This is a genomic window from Mycolicibacterium neoaurum (genome assembly GCF_036946495.1).
In the GTDB taxonomy this organism is placed as follows: Bacteria; Actinomycetota; Actinomycetes; order Mycobacteriales; family Mycobacteriaceae; genus Mycobacterium; species Mycobacterium neoaurum_B.
Genome location: NZ_JAQIIX010000001.1, coordinates 123204 through 148908 on the forward strand (window position 1 = coordinate 123204; position 25705 = coordinate 148908).

A 25705-nucleotide genomic window follows, 5' to 3' on the forward strand; every position below is an offset into this window, starting at 1 on the left:
CGGTTCCTAGTCTGGGTACCCGCGCACACGGATCGGGAGTGGGGAGAAATCGATGACTGAATCCGACAAGTCCCGTGAGCAGGTTCTGTCCGACTTGCGCAGCGCCTATGAGGGCGGAGCCAGCATCAGGTCGCTGGTGGCGCAGACCGGCCGGTCCTACGGATCTGTGCACAGCATGCTGCGCGAGTCGGGTACCCGGATGCGCAGCCGGGGCGGACCCAACCATCGTCGCCGGGCCGGCTGACCCCGCACTGATCTCTCAGCGCGGCTGACGAACCGAATCCTCGACCAGGTCGAGCACCGCGCTCAGGTTCTCGGTGTCCTCACCGGAAGCCAGCCTGGCCACCAGACCGTCGAGCACGAGGTCCAGGTAGGTCTGCAGCACGGCACCGGGGACATCGTCGCGCAGCCGCCCGGCCTGCTTCTGCTTACGCAGCCGCTCCGTGGTGGCCGCCGACAATTCCGCCGATCTCTCGGCCCAGCCCTGATGGAACGCCGGATCGTTGCGCAGTTTGCGCGCGATCTCCAGACGCGTCACCAGCCAGTCGAACTGATCCGGTGCGGCAAGCAGATCGCGCATCACCTGGATGAGGCCTTCGCGGGCTGCCACATCGGCCATCCGCTCGGCATCCTCGCGGGCCAGTTCGAAGAACAGGGTGTCCTTGTCCTTGAAGTGGTGGAAGATGGCGCCGCGCGACAGCCCGATGGTGTGTTCGAGCCGCCGCACGGTCGCCTTCTCATAGCCATACTCGGCGAAGCAACGCCGAGCGCCGTCGAGGATCTGGCGACGACGTGCCGCCAGATGGTCGTCGGTTACCCGTGGCACGGGTGGTACCCGTTACGTCTTTCCGGTCTCCTAGTTCGCCTTGAGCATGTTGCGCAGCACGTACTGCAGGATCCCGCCGTTGCGGTAGTAGTCGGCTTCACCGGGGGTGTCGATACGCACCACCGCGTCGAATTCGACCTTCGAACCATCCTCCTTGGTGGCGGTCACATGCACGGTCTTGGGCGTCTTGCCCTCGTTCAGCTCGGTGATGCCGGCGATGTCGAAGGTCTCGGTGCCGTCCAGCTTCAGGCTGGCCGCCGATTCTCCGGCCGGGAACTGCAGCGGGATGACGCCCATGCCGATCAGGTTGGACCGGTGGATGCGTTCGAAGGATTCGGTGATGACGGCGCGCACGCCGAGCAGCGAGGTGCCCTTGGCCGCCCAGTCTCGCGAGGACCCTGACCCGTACTCCTTGCCGCCCAGCACGACCAGCGGGATACCGGCCTTCTGGTAGTTGACCGAGGCGTCGTAGATGAACGCCTGCGGACCGCCATCCTGGGTGAAGTCGCGGGTGTAACCGCCCGAGACGTCATCGAGGAGCTGGTTCTTGAGGCGGATGTTGGCGAAGGTGCCGCGGATCATCACCTCGTGGTTGCCGCGGCGCGACCCCAGCGAGTTGTAATCCTTGCGCTCGACGCCATGGGCGTCGAGGTACTGCGCGGCCGGGGTGCCCGGCTTGATCGCGCCGGCCGGGCTGATGTGATCGGTGGTCACCGAATCACCCAGCAGGGCAAGCACTCTGGCGCCGGAGATATCGCTGACCGGCTCCGGGTCGGCGGGCATGCCGTCAAAGTACGGGGCCTTGCGGACGTAGGTCGAGGCGTCGTCCCATTCGAAGGTGTTGCCCTCGGGGGTGGGCAGCGAACGCCACCGGTCGTCACCCTTGAACACGTCGGCGTAGGACTCGGTGAACATGTCCCGGTTGATCGAGGAGGCGATCGTCTCCTGGATCTCGGCCGATGTCGGCCAAATGTCCTTGAGGAACACGTCGTTGCCGTCGTGATCTTGACCCAGCGGATCGGTCTCGAAGTCGAAGTCCATGGTGCCCGCGATGCCGTAGGCGATGACCAACGGCGGCGAGGCCAGGTAGTTCATCTTGACGTCGGGGGAGATGCGGCCCTCGAAGTTGCGGTTACCGGACAGCACCGCGGTCACCGACAGGTCGTTGTCGTTGATGGCCGCCGAGATCTCGTCGGGCAGCGGACCGGTGTTACCGATGCAGGTGGTGCAGCCGTAACCGCCCAGGTAGTAGCCCAGCTTCTCCAGGTAGGGCCACAGGCCGGCCTTGTTGTAGTAGTCGGTGACCACCTGGCTGCCGGGCGCCATGTTGGTCTTGACCCACGGCTTGGAGGTCAGGCCCTTTTCGACGGCCTTCTTGGCCAGCAGTGCGGCGCCGATCATGACCGACGGGTTGGAGGTGTTGGTGCACGAGGTGATGCCCGCGACCACGACGGCGCCGTGATCGAGCACGAACTCACCGCGTTCCTCGGAGCGCACGGTGACCGGCTTGGACGGGCGGCCCTCGGCGCCGTTGGACGCGTTCGGGATGACCGCACCATCGTCGGCGAAGGACAGTGTCGCCGAATCGCTTGCCGGGAAGGACTCTTCGATCGCCTCGTCGAGCTTGGTCTCGGGCGCGGGGTGGTTTTCCTCCACGTAGTTGTGGATGTCCTTGCGGAACGCGTTCTTGGCATCGGAGAGTTCGATGCGGTCCTGCGGACGCTTCGGGCCGGAGATCGAGGGCACCACGGTCGACAGGTCGAGCTCCATGTACTCGGAGAACACCGGCTCCTTGGCCGGGTCGTGCCACATGCCCTGTTCCTTGGCGTACGCCTCGACCAGCGCCAGCTGCTCCTCGGTACGCCCGGTCAGGCGCAGGTAGTTGATGGTCTCCTCGTCGATGGGGAACATCGCCGCGGTGGAACCGAACTCGGGGCTCATATTGCCCAGCGTGGCGCGGTTGGCCAGCGGCACCTCGGCCACGCCCTTGCCGTAGAACTCGACGAACTTGCCCACCACACCGTGCTTGCGCAGCATGTCGGTGACGGTCAACACCACGTCGGTCGCGGTGACCCCCGGCTTGATCTCGCCGGTCAGCTTGAACCCGACGACACGCGGGATGAGCATCGAGACGGGCTGGCCTAGCATGGCTGCCTCGGCCTCGATGCCGCCGACGCCCCAGCCCAGCACGCCGAGGCCGTTTTCCATGGTGGTGTGGCTGTCGGTGCCCACACAGGTGTCCGGGTAGGCGACACCGTTGCGGGTCATCACGACGCGGGCCAAGTACTCGATGTTGACCTGGTGCACGATGCCGGTGCCCGGAGGGACGACCTTGAAGTCGTCGAAGGCGCCCTGGCCCCACCGCAGGAACTGGTAGCGCTCGCCGTTGCGCTCGTATTCGAGCTCGACATTGCGCTCGAAGGCGCCGGCATTGCCGAACACGTCGAGGATGACGGAGTGGTCGATGACCATCTCGGCGGGGGAGAGCGGGTTGACCTTGTTCGGGTCGCCGCCGAGGGTCGCGACGGCCTCACGCATGGTGGCGAGGTCGACGATGCAGGGCACGCCGGTGAAGTCCTGCATCAGCACGCGGGCGGGGGTGAACTGGATCTCGATGCTCGGCTCGGCCGAGGGATCCCAGTTCGCGATGGCCTCGATGTGTTCTTTGGTGATGTTGGCGCCGTCCTCGGTGCGCAGCAGGTTTTCCGCGAGCACCTTGAGGCTGTAGGGCAGTTTCTCGGTTCCGGGTACTGCGTCGAGACGGTAGATCTCGTAACTGTTGTCCCCGACAGTCAGGGTGTCGCGGGCACCAAAAGAGTTCAAGGATGAATTGGCCGTGTTGTCGTTGCTCACATCAACTCCCGGTTAGATCCTGCCGGCGACGGGCTGTGTCGGCGGCATGCTGACCCTAACAGTACGCTTGTCCTGCAAGGCGGGGAGGGTCGGGTCCAGTCTTGTCCAGTCGTCGGCTCGATGCGAGCCCGTCGGGGCAGATTTTCACGATGTGCGCCCGGTGAGTCGGATGTTCGGGCGTCGCATGCGCGGCGGTACGGTGCGGTGGTGACCGGACCGCACGTTGTGCCCTACCTTCCCGCCTACATCCCGCCGGGGATCGATATGAACCTGGTCAAGGATCAGGTGCGCGACGGCGGCGTCAGCGCCCCGGCCGGGGTCGATATCGCGGGTCTGCGCGAGGTGGTCTCGACGGCCAAGGCCGACGGGATCGACCTCAAGATCGTGGTGATCGACCAGAACCCGCCGATCGACACCCCGTTGCGAGATATAGCGACCGAGGTGGGGCAGGACTTCCCGGGATCGACGGTCCTGGCCATCAGCCCGTTCTATGCGGGCACCTACAGCCAGGAATTCGACAGGGTCACCCTGGAGGCCGGTCAGGATCTCGCAAAAACGGGTGATCCCGTGCAATCTTCGAAGAATTTCGTCACCGAGTTGCAGACCCCGGACTTTCCGTGGACGCCGTTTACCGCAGTCCTTGTGCTCGCCGTTGCCGCTGCTGCCGTTTTGACCCGTGTGCTGCAGATACGTGCCAGGCGATCGGTTGCTGAAACTGCGACTCCGTCGTCGGCGGAGTAACGCCGCAACCCCTTTGTCGAATTCGAATATCACTATTCGATAACGCCGTTTCCAATTACATTCATGTAATTTGTGACTAAAGTTTCTTTAGGGCGTGATGTGACGTACGGTGCAAACAGTGTTTGGTGTTGCAGCTGTGGTTGATGTGACTGCTGACACTCACCCGCAGTGCCGTGTCGTCCGCGTTGAGCCCTAGGAGACCTGAGTCCCATGAGACGCACCCCAGGCGCCTCCGCGTCCCGTTTCTACGGACGGATTTGCGCAGTCCCGGTCACCGTCGGCCTGTTGTGCGCCGGTGTCCTCCCGGACGGTCCGATCGCCGCGCCGATCGCGATCGCCGATCCGGCCAAACCCGAGGGCATTGCAGCCCTGGTGGCCGCCGTCGCCGATGCGAACCAGAGATTGCAGGATCTCGGTGCGGCCGTGCAGGTTCAGCAGGAGAGTGTGAACAAGGCACTGCTCGACGTGCAGAACGCGCGCGACAACGCCGCCGCGGCGGCCGCCGAGGTGGAGGCGAGCCGACGGGGCGTCGACGACGCCAACACCGCCATCGCCGACGCGCAGCGCCGCGTCGACACCTATGCCGTGGCCGCCTACGTGAACGGCCCGTCGGCCTCCTATCTGACCGCCGCCGACCCCGACGCCGCCCTGCAGACCGCTGCCGCGGGGCAGGCGCTGGCCGCCAACTCACAGCAGGTGCTCGGTGATCTGCAGAAGGCGCGGACCGAGCAGGTCAACCGAGAGTCCGCGGCGCGGCTGGCCAAACAGAATGCCGACAAGGCCGCGGCCGACGCACAATCCAGTCAGGACGCCGCCGTCGCCAGCCTCACCCAGGCTCAGCAGACGTTCGGTTCCCAGCAGCAGGAGCTGGACCGGCTGACCGCCGAACGCGCTGCCGCACAGGCGAAGTTGGACGCCGCCCGGCCGCTGGCGGCGCCGTCGGCCCCGGCTGCCCCCACCGGCCGTGCCCCGGCCGCGCCCACCGGTCGTGCGCCGGCCGCGCCGGGTCCGGCCGCACCCGGCGCGGACTGGGATCGCGCGCCCGGCGGCGCACCGGCTCCGGCGCAGGCAAGCGAATGGGATCTGACCCTGCCCGCCATCCCCAGCGCCTTCGTCAGCGGTGACCCGATCGCCATCATCAACGCGATCCTGGGCATCATGCAGACCTCGGCCCAGTTGACCGCCGACATGGGGCGCAACTTCCTGCAGAAGCTCGGTATCTTGCCCACCCCGACCGGTTTCACCAACAACGGGGCCATTCCCCGGGTGAACGGCCAGGCGGCCTCGGAGTACGTCATCAAGCGGGGGATGTCGCAGATCGGCGTGCCGTACTCCTGGGGTGGCGGCAACGCCGCGGGCAAGAGCAATGGCATCGACGGTGGTGCCGGCACGGTGGGATTCGACTGCTCGGGTCTGGTGCTCTACGCCTTCGCCGGGGTCGGTATCAAGCTGCCGCACTACTCCGGGGCGCAGTACGACATGGGCCGCAAGATCCCGACGTCGCAGATGCGACGCGGTGACGTGTTGTTCTGGGGACCCGGCGGCAGTCAGCACGTCGCGATCTACCTGGGCAACAACCAGATGCTCGAAGCCCCCTACACCGGCTCGACCGTCAAGATCTCACCGGTGCGCACCAGCGGGATGACCCCGTACGCCGTCCGTTACATCGAGTACTAGAAGCACTGACTACGTAGGGAATTCCTTGAACTCCACACGATTTCGTACATTGACCCGGGTGCTGGCAGCACTGGCGGTGGCCGCTGCGATGGCCATCGGTGCCGCGGCACCCGCCACCGCCGACCCGGGGGAGTGGGACCCGACTTTGCCCGCGCGTCCGAGTTCGGGAGCCCCCGGTGATCCGGTGGCCATCGCCAACGCCTCCTTCCAGGTCAGCAAGATCGCGCTGGAGACCACCCAGAGCCTCGGATCGAAGTTCCTGCAGTCCATCGGTCTGGCACCCGCACCGGCCGCCTCGACCGGCGGCCTGCTGCCCGGCGCCCGGGTGCGCGGCCCGCAGGCCATCGAGTATGTGATCCGCCGTGGCGGTTCCCAGATCGGCGTCCCGTACTCATGGGGCGGCGGAACCCTGACCGGCCCGGGCCCCGGTGTCGACTACGACGACGGCAAGATCGGCTACGACTGCTCAGGTTTCACCCGCTACGCCTTCGCCGGTGTCGGCGTCCAGATCCCCAAGTATTCCGGCGACCAGTACACCTCCGGCGGTCGCGCCATCTCCCCGTCGCAGGCCAAGCGCGGCGATCTGATCTTCTGGGGCCCGGGCGGCAGTCAGCACGTGGCCATCTATCTGGGTGGCGGCAAGATGCTGGAGGCCTCCGGTTCGGCGGGCAAGGTGACCGTCAGCCCGCTGCGCACTGCCGGGATGTCCCCGCACCTGGTGCGCGTCATCGAGTCCTGACCCACGCGGCACGCCGGGCGGGCGACGTCGACGGATTCCGGACTGCCTGGAATAGTTGACGGCGGACGCCCGGCCAGCTCGGCGGTCGCCACCGTAGTCCAGCGATTTTGTTGTAGATCGACCGTGGGAGGAAGCTAGATGACGTCACCGAGTGGGCCGCCGCAGGGCGCCGGAGGCTATCAAGGCCCGGCCCCGACGCAGGGCTACCCGCCCGGCACGCAGAGCGCACCGCCCGCGGGTTCCGGCCTGCAGCAGGAGGTGCACGCCCTCGAGCGCGCGATCTTCGAGGTCAAGCGCATCATCGTCGGTCAGGACCGACTGGTCGAGCGCATGCTCGTCGGGTTGCTCGCCAAGGGCCACGTGCTCCTGGAGGGCGTTCCGGGTGTGGCCAAGACGCTCGCCGTGGAGACCTTCGCCAAGGTGGTCGGCGGAACCTTCGCCCGCATCCAGTTCACGCCGGACCTGGTGCCCACCGATATCGTCGGCACCCGCATCTACCGCCAGGGCCAGGAGGAGTTCGATATCGAACTCGGTCCGGTCGTGGTGAACTTCCTGCTCGCCGATGAGATCAACCGTGCGCCCGCAAAGGTGCAGTCCGCGCTGCTCGAGGTCATGGCCGAGCGCAAGATCTCCATCGGTGGAAAGACCTTCCCGCTGCCGACGCCGTTCCTGGTGATGGCCACCCAGAACCCGATCGAGCAGGAGGGCGTGTACCAGCTGCCCGAGGCCCAGCGCGACCGCTTCCTGTTCAAACTCAACGTCGACTACCCGTCGCCGGAGGAAGAGCGCGAGATCATCTACCGGATGGGCGTGAAACCGCCTGAGCCCAAGCAGATCCTGAACACCGGTGACCTGCTGCGGTTGCAGGAGGTGGCCGCCAACAACTTCGTGCACCACGCGCTGGTCGACTACGTGGTGCGCATCGTCACCGCGACCCGCGAGCCGGAGAAGTTCGGCATGCCCGACGCGAAGTCCTGGATCGCCTATGGTGCTTCACCGCGCGCCTCGCTCGGCATCATCTCGGCATCGCGGGCCCTTGCGCTCGTGCGCGGCCGTGACTATGTCATCCCTCAGGACGTCGTCGAGGTGATCCCGGATGTGCTGCGGCACCGTCTGGTGCTCACCTATGACGCGCTGGCCGACGAGGTCTCGTCGGAGACCGTGATCAACCGGATCATGCAGACCGTCGGTCTCCCGCAGGTCAATGCCATTCCGCAGCAGGGTAACTCGGCGCCTCCCGGGGTGCCCGCCGCGGCGGCGGCCGGCGGTCGGTGACCGGGACCGGCAGGCGCGCGGTCGACCTGCCCTCGCTCAAGCGCGGCGAGATCCGCGACCCCCGCACTGAGTGCGGCGCTGCGCAAACTAGAGCTCACGGTGCGCCGCAAGCTCGACGGTGTGCTGCACGGTGACCACCTCGGCCTGATTCCCGGTCCGGGTTCCGAGCCGGGGGAGTCCCGGATGTACCAGCCCGGCGACGATGTCCGCCGGATGGACTGGTCGGTCACCGCACGCACCACCCAGCCACATGTGCGGCAGATGATCGCCGACCGGGAGTTGGAAACCTGGTTGGTGGTGGACGTTTCGTCCAGCCTGGACTTCGGCACGACCGGCTGTGAGAAGCGGGATCTGGCGGTCGCCGCGGCGGCGGCCATCACGTTTCTCAACAGCGGTGGTGGCAACCGGATCGGCGCGGTGATCTCCAATGGCGAGACGATGAAACGGGTGCCCGCGCTGTCGGGCCGATTGCACGAGCAGGAGTTGTTGCGCGCCATCGCGACAACACCGCAGGCGCCGCTGGGTGTGCGCGGTGACCTCGCGGGTGCCATCGACGCGTTGCGGCGACCGGAGCGTCGGCGGGGCATGGCCGTCATCATCAGTGACTTCCTCGGACCCATCGACTGGATGCGGCCGTTGCGGGCCATCTCCGGCCGACATGAGGTGCTGGGCATCGAGATCATCGATCCCCGTGATGTCGAGCTGCCCGATGTCGGCGATGTCGTCCTTCAGGACACCGAATCCGGGGTCACCCGCGAATTCACCATCGATGAGAAGCTGCGCGACGATTTCGCCAGGGCCTCGGCCGCGCACCGCGCCGAGGTCGCCCGCACGCTGCGCCGCTGCGATGCGCCGCTGCTCACGTTGCGCACCGACGGGGACTGGATTGCCGATGTGGTGCGCTTCGTCGCGGACAGGCGCCGGGGTGCCATGGCGGGTGGGCGGTAGCGTGGTTGAGGCACATCAATACTGAAATGACTAGGCACACATGACATTGCCGTTGCTCGGGCCGATGAGCCTGTCGGGTTTCGAACACAAATGGTTCTTTTTGTTCCTGCTCGCGGTGCTGGGCCTTGTCGTCCTCTACATCGTGGTGCAGCGGGCGCGTAAACAGCGGATCCTGCGGTTCGCCAACATGGAACTGCTGGAGCGGGTGGCGCCCAAGCAGCCGAGTAGGTGGCGGCATCTGCCCGCCATCCTGCTCATCGCCGCGCTGACCCTGCTGACCGTCGCGATGGCCGGTCCGACCAATGACGTTCGCATCCCGCGCAACCGCGCCGTGGTCATGCTCGTCATCGACGTCTCGCAGTCCATGCGGGCCACCGATGTGGCGCCCAGCAGGCTGGTTGCCGCCCAGGAGGCGGCCAAGCAGTTCGCCGATCAGCTGACCCCGGGCATCAACCTCGGTCTCATCGCCTACGCGGGTACCGCCACGGTCTTGGTCTCCCCGACGACCAACCGCGAGGCCACCAAGAACGGTATCGACAAGCTTCAGTTGGCCGATCGCACCGCCACCGGCGAGGGCATCTTCACCGCGCTGCAGGCGATCGCCACCGTCGGTGCGGTGATCGGCGGCGGTGACGAGCCCCCGCCCGCGCGCATCGTGCTGATGAGCGACGGTAAGGAGACGGTGCCGTCGAATCCGGACAACCCCAAGGGCGCCTATACCGCCGCGCGCACCGCCAAGGACCAGGGTGTGCCGATCTCGACGGTGTCCTTCGGCACGCCGTACGGCTATGTCGAGATCAACGAACAGCGCCAACCGGTTCCGGTCGATGACGAGATGTTGGCCAAGATCGCCGAACTCTCCGGGGGCGAGGCCTTCACCGCCTCCAGCCTGGAACAGCTCAAGGCGGTGTTCAGCTCGCTGCAGGAGCAGATCGGGTACGAGACCATGAAGGGCGATGCCAGTGTCGGCTGGCTGCGCCTCGGCGCACTGGTGCTCGCGCTGGCCGCACTGGCGGCGCTGCTGATCAACCGCCGGCTACCCGGCTAGTAGCGGACGGTGCCGGCCGCCAGCGGCGGGTACTCACCCGAGCGGTGACCGTCGACCGTTGCGCCGGCGAACTGCAGCGCGGCCAGCAGTTCGGGTTCCACCGCCGGGCGCAGTCCGGGATCGGACACCGCGTCCAACCGGTGCACCTGTTCCTGCGTCAGTTCGATATCGAGCCCGGCCAGGTTGGTCTGGAGATGGTCGAGCCGGCGTGCGCCGAGGATCGGCACGACGGTCCCGGGCCGGGCGCGCAGCCAGGCCAGCGCGACGGCGGCCGAGGTGGTGCCCAGCTCATCGGCGACCTCGCCGACGGCCTCGATGACGTCGAACTCATCCTCGGTCGGACCGCCGACGAAGGCGGCACGGGCCGAGTCGTGAACCTGTGCCCCGCGGCGGTACTTGCCGGACAGGAAGCCGTTCTGCAGCGGGCTCCACGGCACCAGCGCCAGGCCCTGGTCGAGCGCGAGCGGGGCCACTTCGGCCTCGACCCCGCGATTGAGCAGCGAATAGCCGATCTGAAGGGCCACCAGTGGCGTCCAGCCCTGCAGCAGTGCCCGCGTCTGGGCTTGCGCGGTCACCCAGGCCGGGATATTGGAGAAGCCCAGGTACCGGATCTTGCCCGCGCGCACGAGGTCGTCGAGGGTGCGCATGGTCTCCTCGATGGGGGTGTGCCGGTCCCAGTTGTGCAACCAGTAAAGGTCGATGTGGTCCGTGCGCAGCCGGCGCAGACTCTCCTCGAGTTGGGCGATGATCGAGCGCCTGCCCGCGCCCCCACCATTGGGATCGCCGGGGAACATGTTGGTGAAGAACTTGGTGGCCAGGATGACACGATCACGCCGGTTCGGGTGGGCGGCGAAGTAGTCACCGAGGATCTTCTCGGAGTGTCCGTTGGTGTAGAAGTTGGCTGTGTCGACGAAGTTGCCGCCGTGGTCGAGATAGCTGGAGATGATGGCCGAGGCTTCCTCCGTGCTGCAGCCGGCGCCACCGGCATCTTCACCGAAGGTCATGGCTCCCAATGCAAATGGGCTGACACGCAGGCCGGAACGGCCGAGGGTGACGTAGTGGTCGAGTGACATCGGGATCTCCTTGATCGGATTGGTGATTTCCCTTCTGATGCAACCGTGACTGCGCGGTCCAGCGGTAGGCCGATCCGATCTGATTCCTGCCCGATCCGCTCAATATTGGTCTAATCGTGCTGTTCGTGATTCGCTGAGAGCATGACCGCCGAGGGCATGACATCCGAGAGCAACACCGCAGCCTCGCTGTCCGAGCTCGGCCGGCTGGTGGACACGCACGCGGTGGCGTCGATGACGACGACGATCGACGGGCTGCTGTTCTCCCGTGTCGACACGTCGGAGCCGGAGTACTCACTGACCGAGCCGCTGCTCGTGGTCATGGTGCAGGGGGCCAAGCGGATCCTGCTCGGTGACCAGATGATCGATTACCGCAGCGGCGACATCCTCGTGGTGGCCGCCGACCTTCCCGTGAGCGGGCACTTCGTCGGCGCCGATGCCGACACTCCGGCGCTCGGTGTCGGTATGGTGCTACGCCCGGCCGCGATCGCCGAACTGCTGCTCGCCGATCGTGGTCGGCTACATCGGGCAGACGTCAGCGGCCCGGCGGGCCCGGCAATGGCCAGCGGACCTGCCGAACCCGCGCTGCTCGACGCGGTGCTGCGGCTGAGTCGAATGGTGGAGCATCCCGAGGACGCCGCCGTGCTCGGCCCGCTCGTCGAAAAAGAGATCCTGTGGCGACTGCTCACCGGGCCGCATGGAGCACTGGTGGCGCGGATCGGCACCACCGGCGGGGTTGCGGCACACATCAACGGGACCATCCGCTGGATTCGCGACAACTATGCCGAGCCACTGCGCATCGCCGACCTCGCGGCACTGGCCGGGATGAGTCCTTCGTCGTTTCACCGGCACTTCCGTGCCGTCGCGTCGATGAGCCCGCTGCAGTTCCAGAAGCGGATCAGGCTTCAGCAGGCTCGGGCGATGCTGGCGGCTGATGCCGGCGATGTGGCCGGTGTCGGACACCTGGTCGGCTACGACAGCCCCACCCAGTTCAGCCGGGAATACCGCCGGATGTTCGGTGCGCCGCCGCGACGGGATATGGCCCGGGGGAGTGCGCCTGCCCCGCTGCTGCCGTGATCGGCCGTGATCGGCCATGGTGATGCGATTTCGGGACTGCGCAAGTCAGGCACTAAGTTGGCCTACATGAGTGAGAGCGCTGCTACCGAAGCGACCCCGGTCGGCCGTCCCCCATTCGTGTCCCGCTCGGTGCTGGTCACCGGCGGCAACCGCGGTATCGGTCTGGCCATCGCCCAGCGGCTGGCCGCCGACGGTCACAAGGTGGCCATCACCCACCGCGGATCCGGTGCCCCCGACGGGTTGTTCGGTGTGGTCTGCGATGTGACCGACAACGACGCGATCGACCGGGCCTTCAAGGAGGTCGAGGAGCACCAGGGGCCCGTCGAGGTGCTGGTGTCCAATGCCGGTATCTCCAAGGACGCGTTCCTGATGCGGATGACCGAGGAGCGTTTCACCGAGGTCATCAACGCCAACCTGACCGGCGCATTCCGGGTCACCCAGCGGGCGTCGCGCAGCATGCAGCGCAACCGTTTCGGCCGCATCATCTACATCGGCTCGGTATCGGGTATGTGGGGTATCGGCAACCAGGCCAACTACGCGGCCGCCAAGGCCGGCCTGATCGGAATGGCGCGGTCGATCTCGCGTGAGCTGTCCAAGGCGGGCGTGACAGCCAATGTCGTTGCCCCGGGCTATATCGACACCGAGATGACCCGCGCGCTCGATGAGCGCATCCAGGCCGGGGCATTGGAATTCATCCCCGCCAAGCGCGTCGGCACCGCCGCCGATGTCGCGGGCGCGGTCAGCTTCCTGGCGTCCGAGGACGCGGGATACATCGCCGGCGCGGTCATCCCCGTCGACGGCGGTATGGGAATGGGTCACTAGAGACCTACCGCCGCGGCACGCCACGAGAAAAGGAAACCAGGACATGACAGGACTTCTGCAGGGCAAGCGCATCCTCGTCACGGGGATCATCACCGACAGTTCGATCGCGTTCCACATCGCCAAGCAGGCCCAGGAGGCCGGCGCCGAACTGGTGCTGACCGGGTTCGACCGGATGAAGCTGATCCAGCGCATCGCCGACCGGCTGCCCAATCCGGCACCGCTGCTGGAGCTCGACGTGCAGAACACCGAGCATCTCGATTCGCTGGCAGGCCGGATCACCGAGGTGATCGGCGAGGGCAACAAGCTCGACGGCGTGGTGCATTCGATCGGTTTCATGCCGCAGACCGGTATGGGCGTCAACCCGTTCTTCGACGCGCCCTACGAGGACGTCGCCAAGGGCATCCACATCTCGGCCTACTCGTATGCCTCGCTGGCCAAGGCCACCCTGCCGGTGATGAACAGCGGCGGCAGCATCGTCGGTATGGACTTCGACCCGACGCGCGCGATGCCCGCCTACAACTGGATGACGGTCGCCAAGAGTGCCCTGGAATCGGTCAACCGATTCGTCGCCCGGGAGGCGGGTCCGTTCGGTGTCCGCTCGAATCTTGTTGCCGCAGGCCCGATCCGCACGCTCGCGATGAGCGCCATCGTCGGCGGTGCGCTCGGTGCCGAGGCCGGTGACCAGATGCGACTGCTGGAAGAGGGCTGGGACCAGCGCGCTCCCGTCGGCTGGAACATGAAGGACCCGACCCCGGTGGCCAAGACCGTCTGCGCCCTGCTCTCGGACTGGCTGCCGGCCACCACCGGGACCATCATCTACGCCGACGGCGGCGCCAGCACCCAGCTGCTGTAGGAAGGCGTGCAACCCCATGCACTTTGACGCGCTGCTGCTGCTGTCCTTCGGTGGGCCGGAGGGGCACGACCAGGTGATGCCGTTCCTGGAGAACGTCACCCGCGGTCGGGGAATCCCGCCGGAGCGGTTGGCGGCGGTCGCCGAGCATTACCACCACTTCGGTGGGGTCTCGCCGATCAACGGCATCAACCGAGCGCTCATCGAGCAGATCGAGGACGTGCTCGCCGATCAGGGACGCGACCTGCCGGTGTACTTCGGCAACCGCAACTGGGAGCCGTTCGTCGAAGACGCTGTTACGGCGATGCGCGACAACGGTGTTCGCCGTGCCGCGGTGTTCTCGACATCGGCATGGGGTGGCTACTCGGGATGCGCGCAGTACCAGGAGGACATCGCCAGGGCGCGGTCCGCGGTCCCCGATGACGGGAACGGTCCGGCGCCCGAACTGGTCAAACTGCGCCAGTACTTCGATCATCCGCTGTTCGTCGCGATGTTCGCCGACGCCATCGCCGACGCCGCCGAGAGCCTGCCCGCCGAGCGGCGCGCGGGGGCGCGGCTGGTGTTCACCGCGCACTCCATCCCGTTGCGGGCCGCCAACCGGTGCGGCCAGGACCTCTATGAGCGGCAGGTGGGGTACGCCTCGCGGCTGGTCGCGGCCGCGGCCGGTTATGAGGATTTCGATCTGGTCTGGCAGTCCCGGTCGGGCCCGCCACAGGTGCCGTGGCTGGAACCCGACGTCGGTGACCACCTGGAGGTGCTCGTCGAGCGCGGGGTCGATGCGGTGATCGTCTGCCCGATCGGTTTCGTCGCCGACCACATCGAGGTCATCTGGGATCTGGACAGCGAACTTGCCGAGCAGGCCGAGGCGGCGGGGGTGGCGCTGGCCCGGGCCACCACCCCGAACGCTCAGCGCCGCTTCGCCGAACTGGTCGTCGGCCTCATCGACGAGCTGCAGACCGAGCAGGCACCGGCCAGGGTCGTCGGACCCCAACCGGTTCCCGGTTACGGAAACAGCCTCAACGGATCCTTCTGCACCCCGGCGTGTGTCCCGGCTCCTGATCAGCCGGGGCGCCCCGGCTCGGATCCGGCCACGCGCTGAGCGGTACCCGGCCGGCGGTCAGTCCGGCGTCGCCGACATCGTGTCGGCCCGCTCGGCAAGCTCGACAAGCGCCGACTTCACGGCGGGCAGTGTCGCGGCGGGCAGAGCTGCGGCTAGTTCGTCGTCGAATGCGGCCATGGCGGCGTCTGCGCGCAGGAATGTCTCCCGGCCGGCCGTGGTCAGGTGCAGCTCGATCAGTTTTCGATGCATGTGATGGGCGGTGCGCTCGATGAGTCCGGCCGCCGCCAGTCGGCTGACCGTGCCGTTCATCGTCTGCGCGGTCACAAAGCATTGCCGGGCCAACTCGGCTGAGGTGATCCCGTCGCGCAGGTCGATGACGGTCAGGGCCGCGTGCTGTGCTCCGGTGATGCCATGCCGTTGCAGTACGCGCTCCCTGGCCTGCTGCGTAGCCAATTCAGCGCGCCTGATCAGCCATACGAGCCGTTGTGTGTAGTCCGCCACATGTTCATTATAAGTGAGCTGTTCAGTATCAGCATGCTGATACACTGGCGGGCGAAAGGGAGGATGACCGAGATGAAACTGATCTGCGTCGAAGAACACATCATGGACGGCGACATCGTGGCGCAGGCACAGCCCGCGCTGCAGCGCGAGGCGCCCTATATGGCTGCCCAGGAATCCGGCGAAGCGTCACCGACGGACCGGCGTCTCGCCGATTTCGCCACCGGTCGCATCGCGGAGATGGATGCCCACGGTATCGACATGCAGATCCTGTCCTACAGCTCTCCGGTCCAGCTGGTTCCCGAGGTCGGCGCTGTCGCGCTGGCGGCGGCGGCCAATGACCGCCTCGCCGAGGCGGTGTCGTCCCACCCGGGCAGATTCGGCGGCCTGGCCCTACTGCCATGGCAGGTGCCGGGCGCCGCCGTCGACGAACTGGATCGCGCCGTGCGAGAACTCGGCCTCAACGGGGTCCTCATCGTCGGCAGGCCCGGCCCGGGCTTTCTCGACGAGGCGCGGTACGCGCCCATCCTGGCGAAACTCGACGCGCTGGGTGTTCCGCTCTACGTCCATCCCTACGATCCGATGCCCGAGGTCCAGCGGTCCTACTACGCCGGGTTCGCGCCTGCGGTCACGGCGCAACTCTCGCTCGGTGGGTGGGGTTGGCATCACGAGGCCGGCGTTCACGTTGTGCGGCTTATTCTTTCGGGCGCCTTCGAGAAATACCCGAACCTGCAGGTCGTCAGCGGGCACTGGGGTGAGATGGTCCCCAATTTCCTGCAGCGGCTCGACGATGTGATGCCACCTACCGTCACCGGACTCTCGGCTACGATCGGCGACACCTACCGCCGCCATGTCTGGGTCACACCCAGTGGCATGTTCTACGACGCCCATGTGGAGTTCATTGCCCGAACCGTCGGCCTCGACCGGGTCATCTGGTCGGCCGACTACCCCTACCTACCGCTGGAGAAGACCCGGGGCTTCCTCGAAGGGCTCGCCATCGGCGACGATGACCGGCACGCGATCGCGCACCGCAACGCCGAGCAGGTCTTCGGACTGGGATAGCCGGGTCGGCGATCAGCGCCGCCAGGCCGAGTAGAGGATCGCGCTGATCGCGGCCAACCTGGCCGTGCGCACCACCGTGGCCAGCGGTCGTAATGTGTCCGAGGCGATCTGGACCTCCGAACTGGTCTGCAGCCCGATCGGGATCAGGCCCGAACTGGCCGTGATGATGGCATCGATATGCGCCGCGTTCTCCAGCACCCGCAGCGCCCGCTCGGGGGTGTGGTCGGGCAACCGGTGCAAGCGGGTCGCCTCAAGCAGCTGCTCGACCATGCCCCGCGGATCGTCGATATCGGCGACGCCGATGCCCGCGCTCAACGCGCTCAGTGCGTCGGCCGCCGAGCGCACCGCGGACCGAAGTGTGTACTCGGCCTCGCCGAGATCGTGATGTTCGAGCACCACGGGTGCGGGTACGGAGTAGACCGTCCACGCCAGCGACACCGGATCGGGTTCGTAGTCGGGATCATCGATGTCCTCGTAGGCGTACTCGGGCACCAGCCCGACCGATCGGCCGGGCTGGGTGCCGACGATGATGGCCTCGCCCATCGTGACCGCGTCGCGCTGGAACTGGGTGTCCGGCGGGAGGCCGCGCACATCGCCCGGTACCGGAAGTATCAACGCCACCGCCGGGCTCCCGGTCGCCGGACCGGCCGCCGTGCGCATCGTCTGCAGCAGCGACATCGTGCCGGAATGGTTGAGATCCGGCCAGGGGAGCCCCGTATTGCCGGCCGCTACCGAATCGTAGGCGGTCACGGAATGCTTTGGCGCCCATTGCGATAACGCATCGAGCACATCGTCGGGGGCGGCAACGCCCGCAAGCCAGGCGTTGACCCATACCGTCAGCGAAGCACTCGGGCACCACATAGTTTCCGCAGTGTAGTTGTCGCCTGCCGGAACGGCCGGATTCGCTAGGCTGGGAACATGCCCGCATGGATCTGGCTGGTCGCGGCCCTGGGACTGGCAGGAGCAGAAGCCCTCACCGGTGACATGTTCCTGCTCATGCTCAGCGGCGGTGCGCTGGCCGCGGCCGGCTCGAGCTTCGTCTTCGACTGGCCGATCTGGGCCGACGGTGCGGTGTTCCTCGTCGTCTCGGTGCTGCTGTTGGCAGTGGTGCGCCCCGCGCTGAAACGCCGGATGCTCTCCGGAGTCGGCTTGCCCGATCCGGCCAAGGCTCTGGAGGGTCGCGCCGCGCTGGTGCTGGCTGCGGTGTCGCGCGATGCCGGCCAGGTCAAGCTGGACGGTGAGGTGTGGACGGCGCGTCCACTCAACGACAACGATGTGTTCGAAAGTGGGGACCAGGTGACCGTCGTGCACATCGACGGCGCCACCGCGGTGGTCGCCAAGATCGTCTGACCTGCAACACCCGGTCCAGGACGCCACAGTCGTCTGGACCAGAAAGCCGAACCCGGAGGGGGATCTGATGGACGGTGCGATTGCCGGATTGGTACTGCTGGCGGTGCTGGTGATCTTCGCGGTGATCATCGTCGCGAAATCGGTGGCGCTGATCCCGCAGGCAGAGGCGGCGGTCATCGAACGCCTGGGCCGCTACAGCAAGACGGTGTCGGGTCAGCTCACGCTCCTGCTGCCGTTCGTCGACAAGATCAGGGCCCGGGTGGACCTCCGTGAGCGGGTGGTGTCCTTTCCGCCGCAACCGGTGATCACCGAGGACAACCTGACGGTCAATATCGACACCGTCGTCTACTTCCAGGTCACCAACCCGCAGGCGGCGGTCTACCAGATCAGCAACTACATCGTCGGCGTCGAGCAGCTCACCACCACGACGCTGCGCAACGTCGTCGGCGGCATGACCCTTGAGCAGACGCTGACCTCGCGTGACTCGATCAACGGTCAGCTGCGCGGGGTGCTCGACGAGGCCACCGGCCGGTGGGGTCTGCGGGTGGCCCGCGTCGAACTGCGCAGCATCGACCCACCGCCTTCCATCCAGGACTCGATGGAGAAGCAGATGCGCGCCGACCGCGAGAAGCGCGCCATGATCCTCACCGCCGAGGGCAGTCGTGAGGCGGCCATCAAGGCCGCCGAAGGCCAGAAGCAGGCGCAGATCCTGGCGGCCGAGGGTGCCAAGCAGGCCGCGATCCTGGCGGCCGAGGCCGACCGGCAATCCCGCATGCTGCGTGCCCAGGGCGAACGGGCCGCCGCCTATCTGCAGGCCCAGGGCCAGGCGAAGGCCATCGAGAAGACGTTCGCCGCGATCAAGAACGGCCGTCCGACCCCGGAGATGTTGGCCTACCAATACCTGCAGACGCTGCCGCAGATGGCCAAGGGCGAAGCCAACAAGGTGTGGTTGGTACCCAGCGATTTCGGCTCGGCTCTGCAGGGCTTCACCAAGCTGCTCGGCGCGCCGGGGGAGGACGGCGTGTTCCGGTACACCCCGTCGCCGGTGGAGGACAGTCCCGCCAAATCAGATGAGGAGGAGGCCGAGGAGATCGCCGACTGGTTCTCCACCGAGACCGATCCGGCCATCGCCCAGGCGGTTGCCAAGGCCGAGGCCGAAGCGCGAAATCCGGTGCCACCGCTGGGGGCTGCCTCGGTGAGCGCGCCGACGCCGTCGCCGGCACTCGGCGAAGCGGCGGTCGATTCCCCGCAGCCACAGCAGCAGGGTGCGCAGCACCGCGCGCCATGACCGCACCCCGAGCCCACAGTTGACGCCCGCGTACAATTTTTGCTGCTTGAGGGCGGCATGCGTGGTCTAATGGCATATTGACGGGTTGCTGATGGTGGACTTGGCCCTGGGTCGGTCAGAGGACGAAATGGCGGCGCTATGACGAGAGTGTGCGTGCCCGGCGCACTGGGTGCATGCGTGCTGTCGGCGGCATTGCTCATCGGTGGTCCGGCTGCGATCGCGATGGCCGACGACGGTCCCTCCGGCGGGGGCTCGGGCGGAACGTCCTCGGTGGGCTCGGGTGGTTCCACCGGAACCGCGCCGACGCCCGGTACCCGCACCCAGACCGATTTCGGTTCCACGGTGCGGGACTCGATCCGCGACACGCTGCGCGACGTCCGCAATACACTGGGCACGCTCGGTTCGCCGAACACCCGGCCGCAGCCGGGAACCGGTACCTCCGGCACCGATATCGAGCAGCAGAACGAGCTGATCCTGCATCCCGGCGATGCCGACGCGACACCCGACGTCACTCCCGAGATCGCCATCGGGATCGTGGCCCCCACAGCCACCGCCGGGGCGACCGATACCGTCGCCGCGTCGGTGCCGCCGCTCACGTCGGCGCCCCAGCCCACGAAGGATCCAGAACCGGCGCCGAGCCCGGTCGCGGGTACCGCGCCGCTGTCGGGCACACCGCAACCCAAGCCGACGCGCCCCGCCCGTCCGCTCCCGTTCGCCACCCTGCCCGACGCGGTCGCCACCTTCGGTAACACGATGACCACCGTGCTGGGCTCCACCCACGACACGGTCGCGGCGGTGCCGGCGTTGCTCGCCCTGCTGCCGACATCGAAGGACCCTGTCGCCGATGTCATCTCCACGATGGAGTCCATGCTGGGCTCGGTGAACACCTCGGTCAGCGCCATCATCGCGCTACCCGCCGACATCAGCGCGCTGATGGGCGTGCCCGTCGTCCCGAATCCGGACGCCCCGGTGACGGCCACGCCGCGGTTGGTCCCGATGGCACCCGCGACCGACCTGTCCGACATGATGCTGGCACCCGTGCAGGCCGCAGATCCCGCAGGGACACCACTGACCGAGATGCCCGCGCAACCGTCGCTGCTCTCGTCGCCGACGACCGTCGCCCTGCGCACGGCCGCCCCTGCCGTCCCGATTCCCGTCGGGCTGCGCGGTATCGCCACCTCCTCGGCGCCGGACTCGTTCCTCGACCGCGCGGTGAGTGAGGTCTTGCTACCCCTGTCACTGGCCGCGCTCGCGGCGGTGGCGCTGCCCGGCGTGGGCGGACTGCTGGTGATCCTGGGACTCGGCATCCGTATCGGCTATCGGCAGGCCAAGGCGGGATGGGCCGTCCACGTGGCCGGGTTCGGGCGTTTCGCCGGTGCGGGTCCGCTCGGTGTGGTGCGTTCCGGTTCGATGGTCGCGCTGCACATCCCACGCGGTATCCGGCACAAGGCGGCAACCGGGAGCCCCGCGGTGGTGCGGTTCCTGGACCGCTCCGACAAGGCGGCCTGAGTCAGCCGTTGTGCGGAGCGCCGTCCTCGACGGTGCTGTTGTCGCTCGGCAGGCGATCGCGATCGTGGTGGTGTCGGTGCGCCCGGATCTCGTAGCTAAGGCCTGCGATGCCGACGGCAGCGGTGCACGCGGAGACCAGGAACAGCAGCGGGCTGACATTGCCGGTCAGCGCGTCGCCCAGGATGACCACGGCCGCGGTACCCGGGATCACCCCGACCAGGGTGGCCACCGCATAGGGCAGCAGCCGGACCGCGGACGCTCCGGCGGCATAGTTGAGCACCGCGAACGGTACTGCCGGGATCATCCGCATCGACAGCACCGTCACCCAGCCCCGTTCCCGCAGTCGTGCGTCGAGCGCGTCCACCCTGGGGTGACTCACGAGCCGGCTCAACTGCCACCCGGCCGCGCGCACCAGTACGACGGCGATCACCGCGCTCAGCGTGCTGGCCACCACCGCGAGGCCGATCCCGAGCAACGGCCCGAACAACAGCCCGGCCGACAGTGTGAAAGCCGTTCGGGGAAAAGGGAACACCGTCATGACGGTATGGGCGGCGAAAAACGCGAGGGGAAACCACGGACCGGCGGCAGTGGCCCATTCGCGCATCTGCATGGCCGTCGGCAGTGGCACCAGCAGGGCGACTGCGACGAGAATCACAATGGTGGCGGCGATCCCGAGGACTCGCCGGCGCGGCATCTGTGCCGCGGTGCCCGCCAGCGTGGCTGCGACCGTGCGCAGCGTGCTGACGACGGGTTTCACGTGTTCCAACCCTACGGGGCGCGGCGCAGTGGCGTCTGCCACCACGGCCGTCCGATCGGGTGACCGAGCCTGCCCACTGCACGAAGGGGTGGTAACGATCATTTAGCCTCATGGGGAGTTCACCCGCCCCACACTGCGAAAACAGGAGTCACATGTCCTCGAGCGTGATGGAATCGGACCGCGAGCGCTGGCGCTCCGGGGTGGCAGCCGTACTGGCGAAGAGCCTGCGCCGCGAGGTGACCGACCTACCCGAGGAGCCCGAGCGGCTACTCGACTCGCCCACCTACGACGGCTTCCCGGTGCGGCCCCTCTACACGAGTCTCGACGGACATCCCGAACCGGCGCTGCCGGGTGAGTGGCCCTTCATCCGCGGTGGTGACGCGCACCGTGATGTGCTCAGCGGATGGAAGGTGGCCGAGGAGTTTCCGGCCGGGCAGGCCTCCGCTGCCGATGCCAACAACGCCGCCTTGCTGGCACTGACCGAAGGTGCCAGCGCCCTGGTGCTCAGGGTGGGCGCCCACGGTGTGGCCGCCGCCGAATTCGCCCAGTTGGTGCAGGGCATCTACCTGGACCTGGTCCCCGTGATCATCGACGCCGGAGCCGATTACGCGGATGCCTCCGCCGCCCTGCTCCCGCTGCTGGCCGACTTCGATGACGACCAGAATTCGCGCCTTTCGGTCGATCTGGGCGCCGACCCGCTGACCGCCGCCCTGAGCGGGCGCGCCGCACCGGATCTCGCCGATGTGGTGACGGTGGCGACCGGAATCGCCGCCAGACGGGGCGTCCGGGCGATCACGATCGACGGTCCCGCACTGCACAACCTCGGTGCCAGCGCCGTGTGGGAGCTGGCCGCCGTGGTCGCCGCCGGTGTCGAGTACCTGCGGGCGCTCGTCGCTGCGGGCCTCGGTCCGTCGCAGGCTCTCGAACAGATCAGCCTCCGGCTTGCTGCCGATGACGATCAATTCACCACGATCGCCAAGCTGCGCGCGGTGCGCCGGTTGTGGGCACGGGTGGCCGAGGTCGTCGGCGCTCCCGACGCCGGCGCGGTGACCGTACACGCGGTGACTTCGGCGGCGATGATGAGCCAGCGCGACCCGTGGGTGAACATGCTGCGCACGACGTTGGCGGCCTTCGGTGCCGGTGTCGGCGGTGCGGACACCGTGCTGGTCCAACCCTTCGACGCCGCGATCCCCGGCGGACTGCCGGGAACGGCGACGAGCTTCACCCGACGGATGGCGCGCAACACCCAACTGCTGCTGCTCGAGGAATCGCATCTGGGCAAGGTGCTCGACCCGGGTGCGGGCTCGTGGTTCGTCGAGGACCTGACCGTCCAGCTGGCCGAACATGCCTGGGCGCATTTCCAGGAACTGGAGAGCCGCGGCGGGTTCAGCGCGGCGCGCGACCACCTCGCCGAACAGATCGCCGCGGTGCGCGGGCAGCGCGCTGCGGACATCGCGCACCGCCGCACCTCACTGACCGGTGTGAACGAGTTCCCCAACCTGGCCGAGAAGCCGCTGCCGGTGGGGACGCGCGCCGAGGATTCCGCCCAGATCTACCGCTACGCAGCGGAATTCGAGGCCCTGCGGGACCGTTCCGATGCCTATCTGGCCGAGCACGGGAGCCGCCCGCAGGCGGTACTGCTGCCGGTGGGACCGCTGGCCGAGCACAACATCCGCACCACCTTCGCGGCCAACCTGTTGGCCTCGGGTGGCATCGAGGCGGTCAACCCGGGCACCGTGGATCCCGCCGGGGTCGCCGCCGCTGTCGGCACTCACACCGTGGCCGTCATCTGCGGTACGGACGCTCGCTACGGCACCGAGGTCTCCGAGATCGCGTCGGCCGCGCGCGCTGCCGGGATCACGCACCTCTACCTGGCCGGGCCGGAGAAAGCCGTGGCCGAGGCGACCGAAAAGCCCGATGAGTACCTGACCGCCAAGATCAACGCCGTCGAGGCCCTCTCGACCCTGCTCACCCGATTGGGAGCGTGACATGACTGCAACGGAGAAGACCGAAACCTCGGCCATCGGTAGCTTCGCCGATATCCCGCTGCAGGGGGACGCCACCCCGGCCGCCGCCACCGCCGACGGCGTCGCCGAGCTGGCCGCGGGGGCCGCCGCGGCACACGGTTACACCCCGGAACAATTGGTGTGGTCGACGCCGGAGGGCATCGATGTCAAGCCGGTCTACATCGCCGCCGACCGCGACGAGGCCGCCGCCGCCGGCTATCCGGTCGACAGCTTCCCCGGCGACGCTCCGTTCATCCGGGGGCCCTATCCGACGATGTACGTCAACCAGCCGTGGACGATCCGCCAGTACGCCGGATTCTCCACCGCTGCCGAATCCAACGCCTTCTACCGGCGCAACCTGGCCGCCGGCCAGAAGGGCCTCTCGGTCGCCTTCGATCTGGCCACCCACCGCGGTTACGACTCCGACCACCCGCGGGTGGCCGGCGATGTCGGTATGGCGGGGGTGGCCATCGATTCGATCCTGGACATGCGCCAGCTCTTCGACGGTATCGACCTGGGCAGCGTCTCGGTCTCGATGACGATGAACGGCGCGGTGCTGCCGATCCTGGCGCTCTACGTGGTCGCCGCCGAGGAGCAGGGCGTGCCGCCGGAGAAGCTGGCCGGGACCATCCAGAACGACATCCTCAAAGAGTTCATGGTCCGCAACACCTACATTTACCCGCCCAAACCGTCGATGCGGATCATCTCCGACATCTTCGGCTACACCAGCGCCAAGATGCCGAAATTCAACAGCATCTCGATCTCGGGCTACCACATCCAGGAAGCCGGCGCGACGGCCGATCTGGAGCTGGCCTACACGCTGGCCGACGGCGTCGAATACATCAAGGCGGGTCTGGACGCCGGGCTGGACATCGACAAGTTCGCCCCACGGCTGTCCTTTTTCTGGGGCATCGGGATGAACTTCTTCATGGAGGTGGCCAAGCTGCGTGCGGGTCGGCTGCTGTGGAGTGAGCTGGTCTCGCAGTTCGACCCGAAGAGCTCGAAATCGCTGTCTCTGCGCACCCATTCGCAGACCTCGGGCTGGTCGCTGACCGCGCAGGATGTGTTCAACAACGTCGCGCGCACCTGTGTGGAGGCCATGGCCGCAACCCAGGGCCACACCCAGTCGCTGCACACCAACGCTCTGGACGAGGCGCTGGCGCTGCCGACCGATTTCTCCGCCCGGATCGCCCGCAACACCCAGCTGCTGCTGCAGCAGGAGTCGGGCACCACCCGGCCGATCGATCCGTGGGGCGGTTCGTACTACGTCGAGTGGTTGACCCACCAGCTCGCCGAACGGGCCAGGGCGCATATCAAGGAGGTCGCCGAATACGGCGGCATGGCCCAGGCGATCGACGCAGGCATCCCCAAGATGCGCATCGAGGAGGCCGCCGCGCGTACCCAGGCCCGCATCGACTCCGGTGTGCAGGCGCTGATCGGTGTGAACAAGTACCAGGTCGCCGAGGACCAGGAGATCGAGGTCCTCAAGGTCGAGAACAGCCGGGTGCGCGCCGAGCAGCTGGCCAAGCTGGAACGCCTGCGTGCCGAACGTGACGAGGATGCCACCCGCGCCGCGCTGGCCGAGTTGACGCGCGCCGCGGGAGAGAACGTCTCCACCGGGGAAGACGGTCTCGGCAACAATCTGATGGCGCTGGCCATCAATGCCGCCCGCGCCCACGCCACCGTCGGAGAGATCTCCGATGCACTGGAAAAGGTGTACGGCCGTCATGTCGCCGAGATCCGCACCATCTCCGGCGTGTATCGCGATGAGGTCGGAAAGGCTGGCAACGTGAGTACCGCGACGGATCTGGTGGAACGTTTCGCCGAGGCCGACGGACGGCGTCCGCGCATCCTGGTGGCCAAGATGGGCCAGGACGGGCACGACCGCGGGCAGAAGGTGATCGCGACGGCATTCGCCGATATCGGCTTCGATGTGGACGTCGGTTCGCTGTTCTCCACCCCGGACGAGGTCGCGCGCCAGGCCGCCGACAACGATGTGCACGTCGTCGGGGTGTCCTCGCTGGCTGCCGGCCACCTGACACTGGTGCCCGCGCTGCGCGACGCGCTGGCCGAGGTCGGTCGCCCCGACATCATGGTCGTGGTGGGCGGGGTCATCCCGCCCGGTGACTTCGACGAGTTGTATGCCGCCGGGGCCACCGCGATCTTCCCGCCCGGAACCGTCATCGCCGACGCAGCGATCGGCCTGCTGCACAAGCTGGCCGAACGACTCGGGTACAGCCTGGCTTGAT

General features: G+C 67.4%; 22 protein-coding genes and 1 pseudogene. 17 read left to right on the plus strand and 6 right to left on the minus strand.

Annotation, left to right across the window (positions count from 1 at the left end; all coding sequences use genetic code 11):
- Positions 1 to 52: 52 nt before the first annotated feature.
- Positions 53 to 244 carry a helix-turn-helix domain-containing protein gene (locus PGN27_RS00520; RefSeq protein WP_335324319.1) on the plus strand — a complete coding sequence of 64 codons (192 nt, stop codon included), beginning with the start codon at positions 53 to 55 and terminating at the stop codon, positions 242 to 244.
- 15 nt (positions 245 to 259) lie between these two features.
- On the opposite strand, the gene PGN27_RS00525 is transcribed toward PGN27_RS00520, so the two are convergent.
- Both PGN27_RS00525 and acnA read right to left on the minus strand, forming a co-directional pair.
- Entirely contained in the window at positions 260 to 826 is a 567-nt protein-coding gene (locus tag PGN27_RS00525) for a TetR/AcrR family transcriptional regulator (RefSeq protein ID WP_335324320.1), read from the minus strand.
- Between the two features lie 30 nt (positions 827 to 856).
- The gene (gene acnA, locus PGN27_RS00530; protein ID WP_335324321.1) at positions 857 to 3679 is read right to left on the minus strand and encodes an aconitate hydratase AcnA; all 2823 of its coding nucleotides are present in this window, start codon (positions 3677 to 3679) and stop codon (positions 857 to 859) included.
- A 207-nt stretch (positions 3680 to 3886) separates the two neighbouring features.
- On the opposite strand from acnA, the gene PGN27_RS00535 reads away from it, so the two are divergent.
- From PGN27_RS00535 to PGN27_RS00560, 6 genes and pseudogenes are all read left to right on the plus strand, one after another.
- Complete coding sequence (locus tag PGN27_RS00535) at positions 3887 to 4420, plus strand: Rv1476 family membrane protein (RefSeq protein WP_335324322.1); 534 nt, start codon at positions 3887 to 3889, stop codon at positions 4418 to 4420.
- A 210-nt stretch (positions 4421 to 4630) separates the two neighbouring features.
- Positions 4631 to 6097 carry an NlpC/P60 family peptidoglycan endopeptidase RipA gene (ripA, locus tag PGN27_RS00540; RefSeq protein WP_335324323.1) on the plus strand — a complete coding sequence of 489 codons (1467 nt, stop codon included), beginning with the start codon at positions 4631 to 4633 and terminating at the stop codon, positions 6095 to 6097.
- A gap of 88 nt (positions 6098 to 6185) precedes the next feature.
- The gene (gene ripB / locus PGN27_RS00545; RefSeq protein ID WP_141870445.1) at positions 6186 to 6836 is read left to right on the plus strand and encodes an NlpC/P60 family peptidoglycan endopeptidase RipB; all 651 of its coding nucleotides are present in this window, start codon (positions 6186 to 6188) and stop codon (positions 6834 to 6836) included.
- 138 nt (positions 6837 to 6974) lie between these two features.
- Complete coding sequence (gene moxR1 / locus PGN27_RS00550) at positions 6975 to 8111, plus strand: chaperone MoxR1 (protein ID WP_335324324.1); 1137 nt, start codon at positions 6975 to 6977, stop codon at positions 8109 to 8111.
- Positions 8108 to 9059, plus strand: a pseudogene (locus PGN27_RS00555) (DUF58 domain-containing protein). Before moxR1 ends, PGN27_RS00555 begins: the two are co-directional and overlap by 4 nt.
- Positions 9060 to 9099: 40 nt before the next feature.
- On the plus strand, positions 9100 to 10107 hold the full coding sequence (locus PGN27_RS00560; protein WP_019513144.1) for a VWA domain-containing protein: 1008 nt from the start codon (positions 9100 to 9102) through the stop codon (positions 10105 to 10107).
- On the opposite strand, the gene PGN27_RS00565 is transcribed toward PGN27_RS00560, so the two are convergent.
- Positions 10104 to 11180 carry an aldo/keto reductase gene (locus PGN27_RS00565; RefSeq protein ID WP_335324325.1) on the minus strand — a complete coding sequence of 359 codons (1077 nt, stop codon included), beginning with the start codon at positions 11178 to 11180 and terminating at the stop codon, positions 10104 to 10106. The genes PGN27_RS00560 and PGN27_RS00565 overlap by 4 nt on opposite strands.
- 141 nt (positions 11181 to 11321) lie before the next feature.
- Here PGN27_RS00565 and PGN27_RS00570 point away from each other — a divergent pair, with 141 nt between their 5' ends.
- The 4 genes from PGN27_RS00570 (at position 11322) to PGN27_RS00585 (ending at position 15025) form a co-directional block, all read left to right on the plus strand.
- Positions 11322 to 12254, plus strand: a complete 933-nt coding sequence (locus tag PGN27_RS00570; protein WP_335324326.1) for an AraC family transcriptional regulator — start codon at positions 11322 to 11324, stop codon at positions 12252 to 12254.
- Positions 12255 to 12320: 66 nt separating this feature from the next.
- On the plus strand, positions 12321 to 13076 hold the full coding sequence (gene fabG1 / locus PGN27_RS00575; RefSeq protein ID WP_335324327.1) for a 3-oxoacyl-ACP reductase FabG1: 756 nt from the start codon (positions 12321 to 12323) through the stop codon (positions 13074 to 13076).
- 43 nt (positions 13077 to 13119) lie between these two features.
- Positions 13120 to 13929 carry an NADH-dependent enoyl-ACP reductase InhA gene (gene inhA, locus PGN27_RS00580; protein WP_335324328.1) on the plus strand — a complete coding sequence of 270 codons (810 nt, stop codon included), beginning with the start codon at positions 13120 to 13122 and terminating at the stop codon, positions 13927 to 13929.
- 16 nt (positions 13930 to 13945) lie between these two features.
- The gene (locus PGN27_RS00585; RefSeq protein WP_335324329.1) at positions 13946 to 15025 is read left to right on the plus strand and encodes a ferrochelatase; all 1080 of its coding nucleotides are present in this window, start codon (positions 13946 to 13948) and stop codon (positions 15023 to 15025) included.
- Positions 15026 to 15043: 18 nt separating this feature from the next.
- Here the strand turns inward: PGN27_RS00585 and PGN27_RS00590 are convergent, their stop codons facing one another.
- Positions 15044 to 15487, minus strand: a complete 444-nt coding sequence (locus PGN27_RS00590; RefSeq protein ID WP_335324330.1) for a MarR family winged helix-turn-helix transcriptional regulator — start codon at positions 15485 to 15487, stop codon at positions 15044 to 15046.
- 72 nt (positions 15488 to 15559) lie between these two features.
- Between PGN27_RS00590 and PGN27_RS00595 the strand changes: the two genes are divergently transcribed.
- The gene (locus tag PGN27_RS00595; protein ID WP_335324331.1) at positions 15560 to 16546 is read left to right on the plus strand and encodes an amidohydrolase family protein; all 987 of its coding nucleotides are present in this window, start codon (positions 15560 to 15562) and stop codon (positions 16544 to 16546) included.
- A gap of 12 nt (positions 16547 to 16558) precedes the next feature.
- On the opposite strand, the gene PGN27_RS00600 is transcribed toward PGN27_RS00595, so the two are convergent.
- On the minus strand, positions 16559 to 17407 hold the full coding sequence (locus PGN27_RS00600) for an Rv1486c family protein (protein ID WP_335324332.1): 849 nt from the start codon (positions 17405 to 17407) through the stop codon (positions 16559 to 16561).
- Positions 17408 to 17464: 57 nt separating this feature from the next.
- Here PGN27_RS00600 and PGN27_RS00605 point away from each other — a divergent pair, with 57 nt between their 5' ends.
- From PGN27_RS00605 to PGN27_RS00615, 3 genes are all read left to right on the plus strand, one after another.
- The gene (locus PGN27_RS00605) at positions 17465 to 17896 is read left to right on the plus strand and encodes an NfeD family protein (RefSeq protein WP_335324333.1); all 432 of its coding nucleotides are present in this window, start codon (positions 17465 to 17467) and stop codon (positions 17894 to 17896) included.
- Positions 17897 to 17963: 67 nt separating this feature from the next.
- Positions 17964 to 19184 (plus strand): SPFH domain-containing protein, encoded by a 1221-nt coding sequence (locus PGN27_RS00610; protein WP_335324334.1) that lies wholly within the window; start codon positions 17964 to 17966, stop codon positions 19182 to 19184.
- 138 nt (positions 19185 to 19322) lie between these two features.
- A complete protein-coding gene (locus tag PGN27_RS00615; RefSeq protein ID WP_335324335.1) occupies positions 19323 to 20693 on the plus strand; it encodes a hypothetical protein in 1371 nt (456 codons plus the stop codon).
- Between the two features lies 1 nt (position 20694).
- Here PGN27_RS00615 and PGN27_RS00620 read toward each other — a convergent pair whose 3' ends face one another.
- On the minus strand, positions 20695 to 21450 hold the full coding sequence (locus PGN27_RS00620) for a TVP38/TMEM64 family protein (protein ID WP_335324336.1): 756 nt from the start codon (positions 21448 to 21450) through the stop codon (positions 20695 to 20697).
- Between the two features lie 152 nt (positions 21451 to 21602).
- Here PGN27_RS00620 and mutA point away from each other — a divergent pair, with 152 nt between their 5' ends.
- Both mutA and scpA read left to right on the plus strand, forming a co-directional pair.
- Entirely contained in the window at positions 21603 to 23438 is a 1836-nt protein-coding gene (mutA, locus tag PGN27_RS00625; RefSeq protein ID WP_335324337.1) for a methylmalonyl-CoA mutase small subunit, read from the plus strand.
- A gap of 1 nt (position 23439) precedes the next feature.
- Positions 23440 to 25704 (plus strand): methylmalonyl-CoA mutase, encoded by a 2265-nt coding sequence (scpA, locus tag PGN27_RS00630; RefSeq protein WP_335324338.1) that lies wholly within the window; start codon positions 23440 to 23442, stop codon positions 25702 to 25704.
- Position 25705: the final 1 nt, after the last annotated feature.

What these genes read in the sequence shown, in the direction of transcription:
- PGN27_RS00520 (WP_335324319.1), top strand. Translation starts at nt 53, where the DNA reads ATGACTGAATCCGACAAGTCCCGTGAGCAGGTTCTGTCCGACTTGCGC.
- ripA (WP_335324323.1), top strand. Translation starts at nt 4,631, where the DNA reads ATGAGACGCACCCCAGGCGCCTCCGCGTCCCGTTTCTACGGACGGATT.
- ripB (WP_141870445.1), top strand. Translation starts at nt 6,186, where the DNA reads ATGGCCATCGGTGCCGCGGCACCCGCCACCGCCGACCCGGGGGAGTGG.
- moxR1 (WP_335324324.1), top strand. Translation starts at nt 6,975, where the DNA reads ATGACGTCACCGAGTGGGCCGCCGCAGGGCGCCGGAGGCTATCAAGGC.
- PGN27_RS00560 (WP_019513144.1), top strand. Translation starts at nt 9,100, where the DNA reads ATGACATTGCCGTTGCTCGGGCCGATGAGCCTGTCGGGTTTCGAACAC.
- PGN27_RS00565 (WP_335324325.1), bottom strand. Translation starts at nt 11,180, where the DNA reads ATGTCACTCGACCACTACGTCACCCTCGGCCGTTCCGGCCTGCGTGTC.
- PGN27_RS00570 (WP_335324326.1), top strand. Translation starts at nt 11,322, where the DNA reads ATGACCGCCGAGGGCATGACATCCGAGAGCAACACCGCAGCCTCGCTG.
- fabG1 (WP_335324327.1), top strand. Translation starts at nt 12,321, where the DNA reads ATGAGTGAGAGCGCTGCTACCGAAGCGACCCCGGTCGGCCGTCCCCCA.
- inhA (WP_335324328.1), top strand. Translation starts at nt 13,120, where the DNA reads ATGACAGGACTTCTGCAGGGCAAGCGCATCCTCGTCACGGGGATCATC.
- PGN27_RS00585 (WP_335324329.1), top strand. Translation starts at nt 13,946, where the DNA reads ATGCACTTTGACGCGCTGCTGCTGCTGTCCTTCGGTGGGCCGGAGGGG.
- PGN27_RS00595 (WP_335324331.1), top strand. Translation starts at nt 15,560, where the DNA reads ATGAAACTGATCTGCGTCGAAGAACACATCATGGACGGCGACATCGTG.
- PGN27_RS00600 (WP_335324332.1), bottom strand. Translation starts at nt 17,407, where the DNA reads ATGTGGTGCCCGAGTGCTTCGCTGACGGTATGGGTCAACGCCTGGCTT.
- PGN27_RS00605 (WP_335324333.1), top strand. Translation starts at nt 17,465, where the DNA reads ATGCCCGCATGGATCTGGCTGGTCGCGGCCCTGGGACTGGCAGGAGCA.
- PGN27_RS00610 (WP_335324334.1), top strand. Translation starts at nt 17,964, where the DNA reads ATGGACGGTGCGATTGCCGGATTGGTACTGCTGGCGGTGCTGGTGATC.
- PGN27_RS00615 (WP_335324335.1), top strand. Translation starts at nt 19,323, where the DNA reads ATGACGAGAGTGTGCGTGCCCGGCGCACTGGGTGCATGCGTGCTGTCG.
- mutA (WP_335324337.1), top strand. Translation starts at nt 21,603, where the DNA reads ATGTCCTCGAGCGTGATGGAATCGGACCGCGAGCGCTGGCGCTCCGGG.
- scpA (WP_335324338.1), top strand. Translation starts at nt 23,440, where the DNA reads ATGACTGCAACGGAGAAGACCGAAACCTCGGCCATCGGTAGCTTCGCC.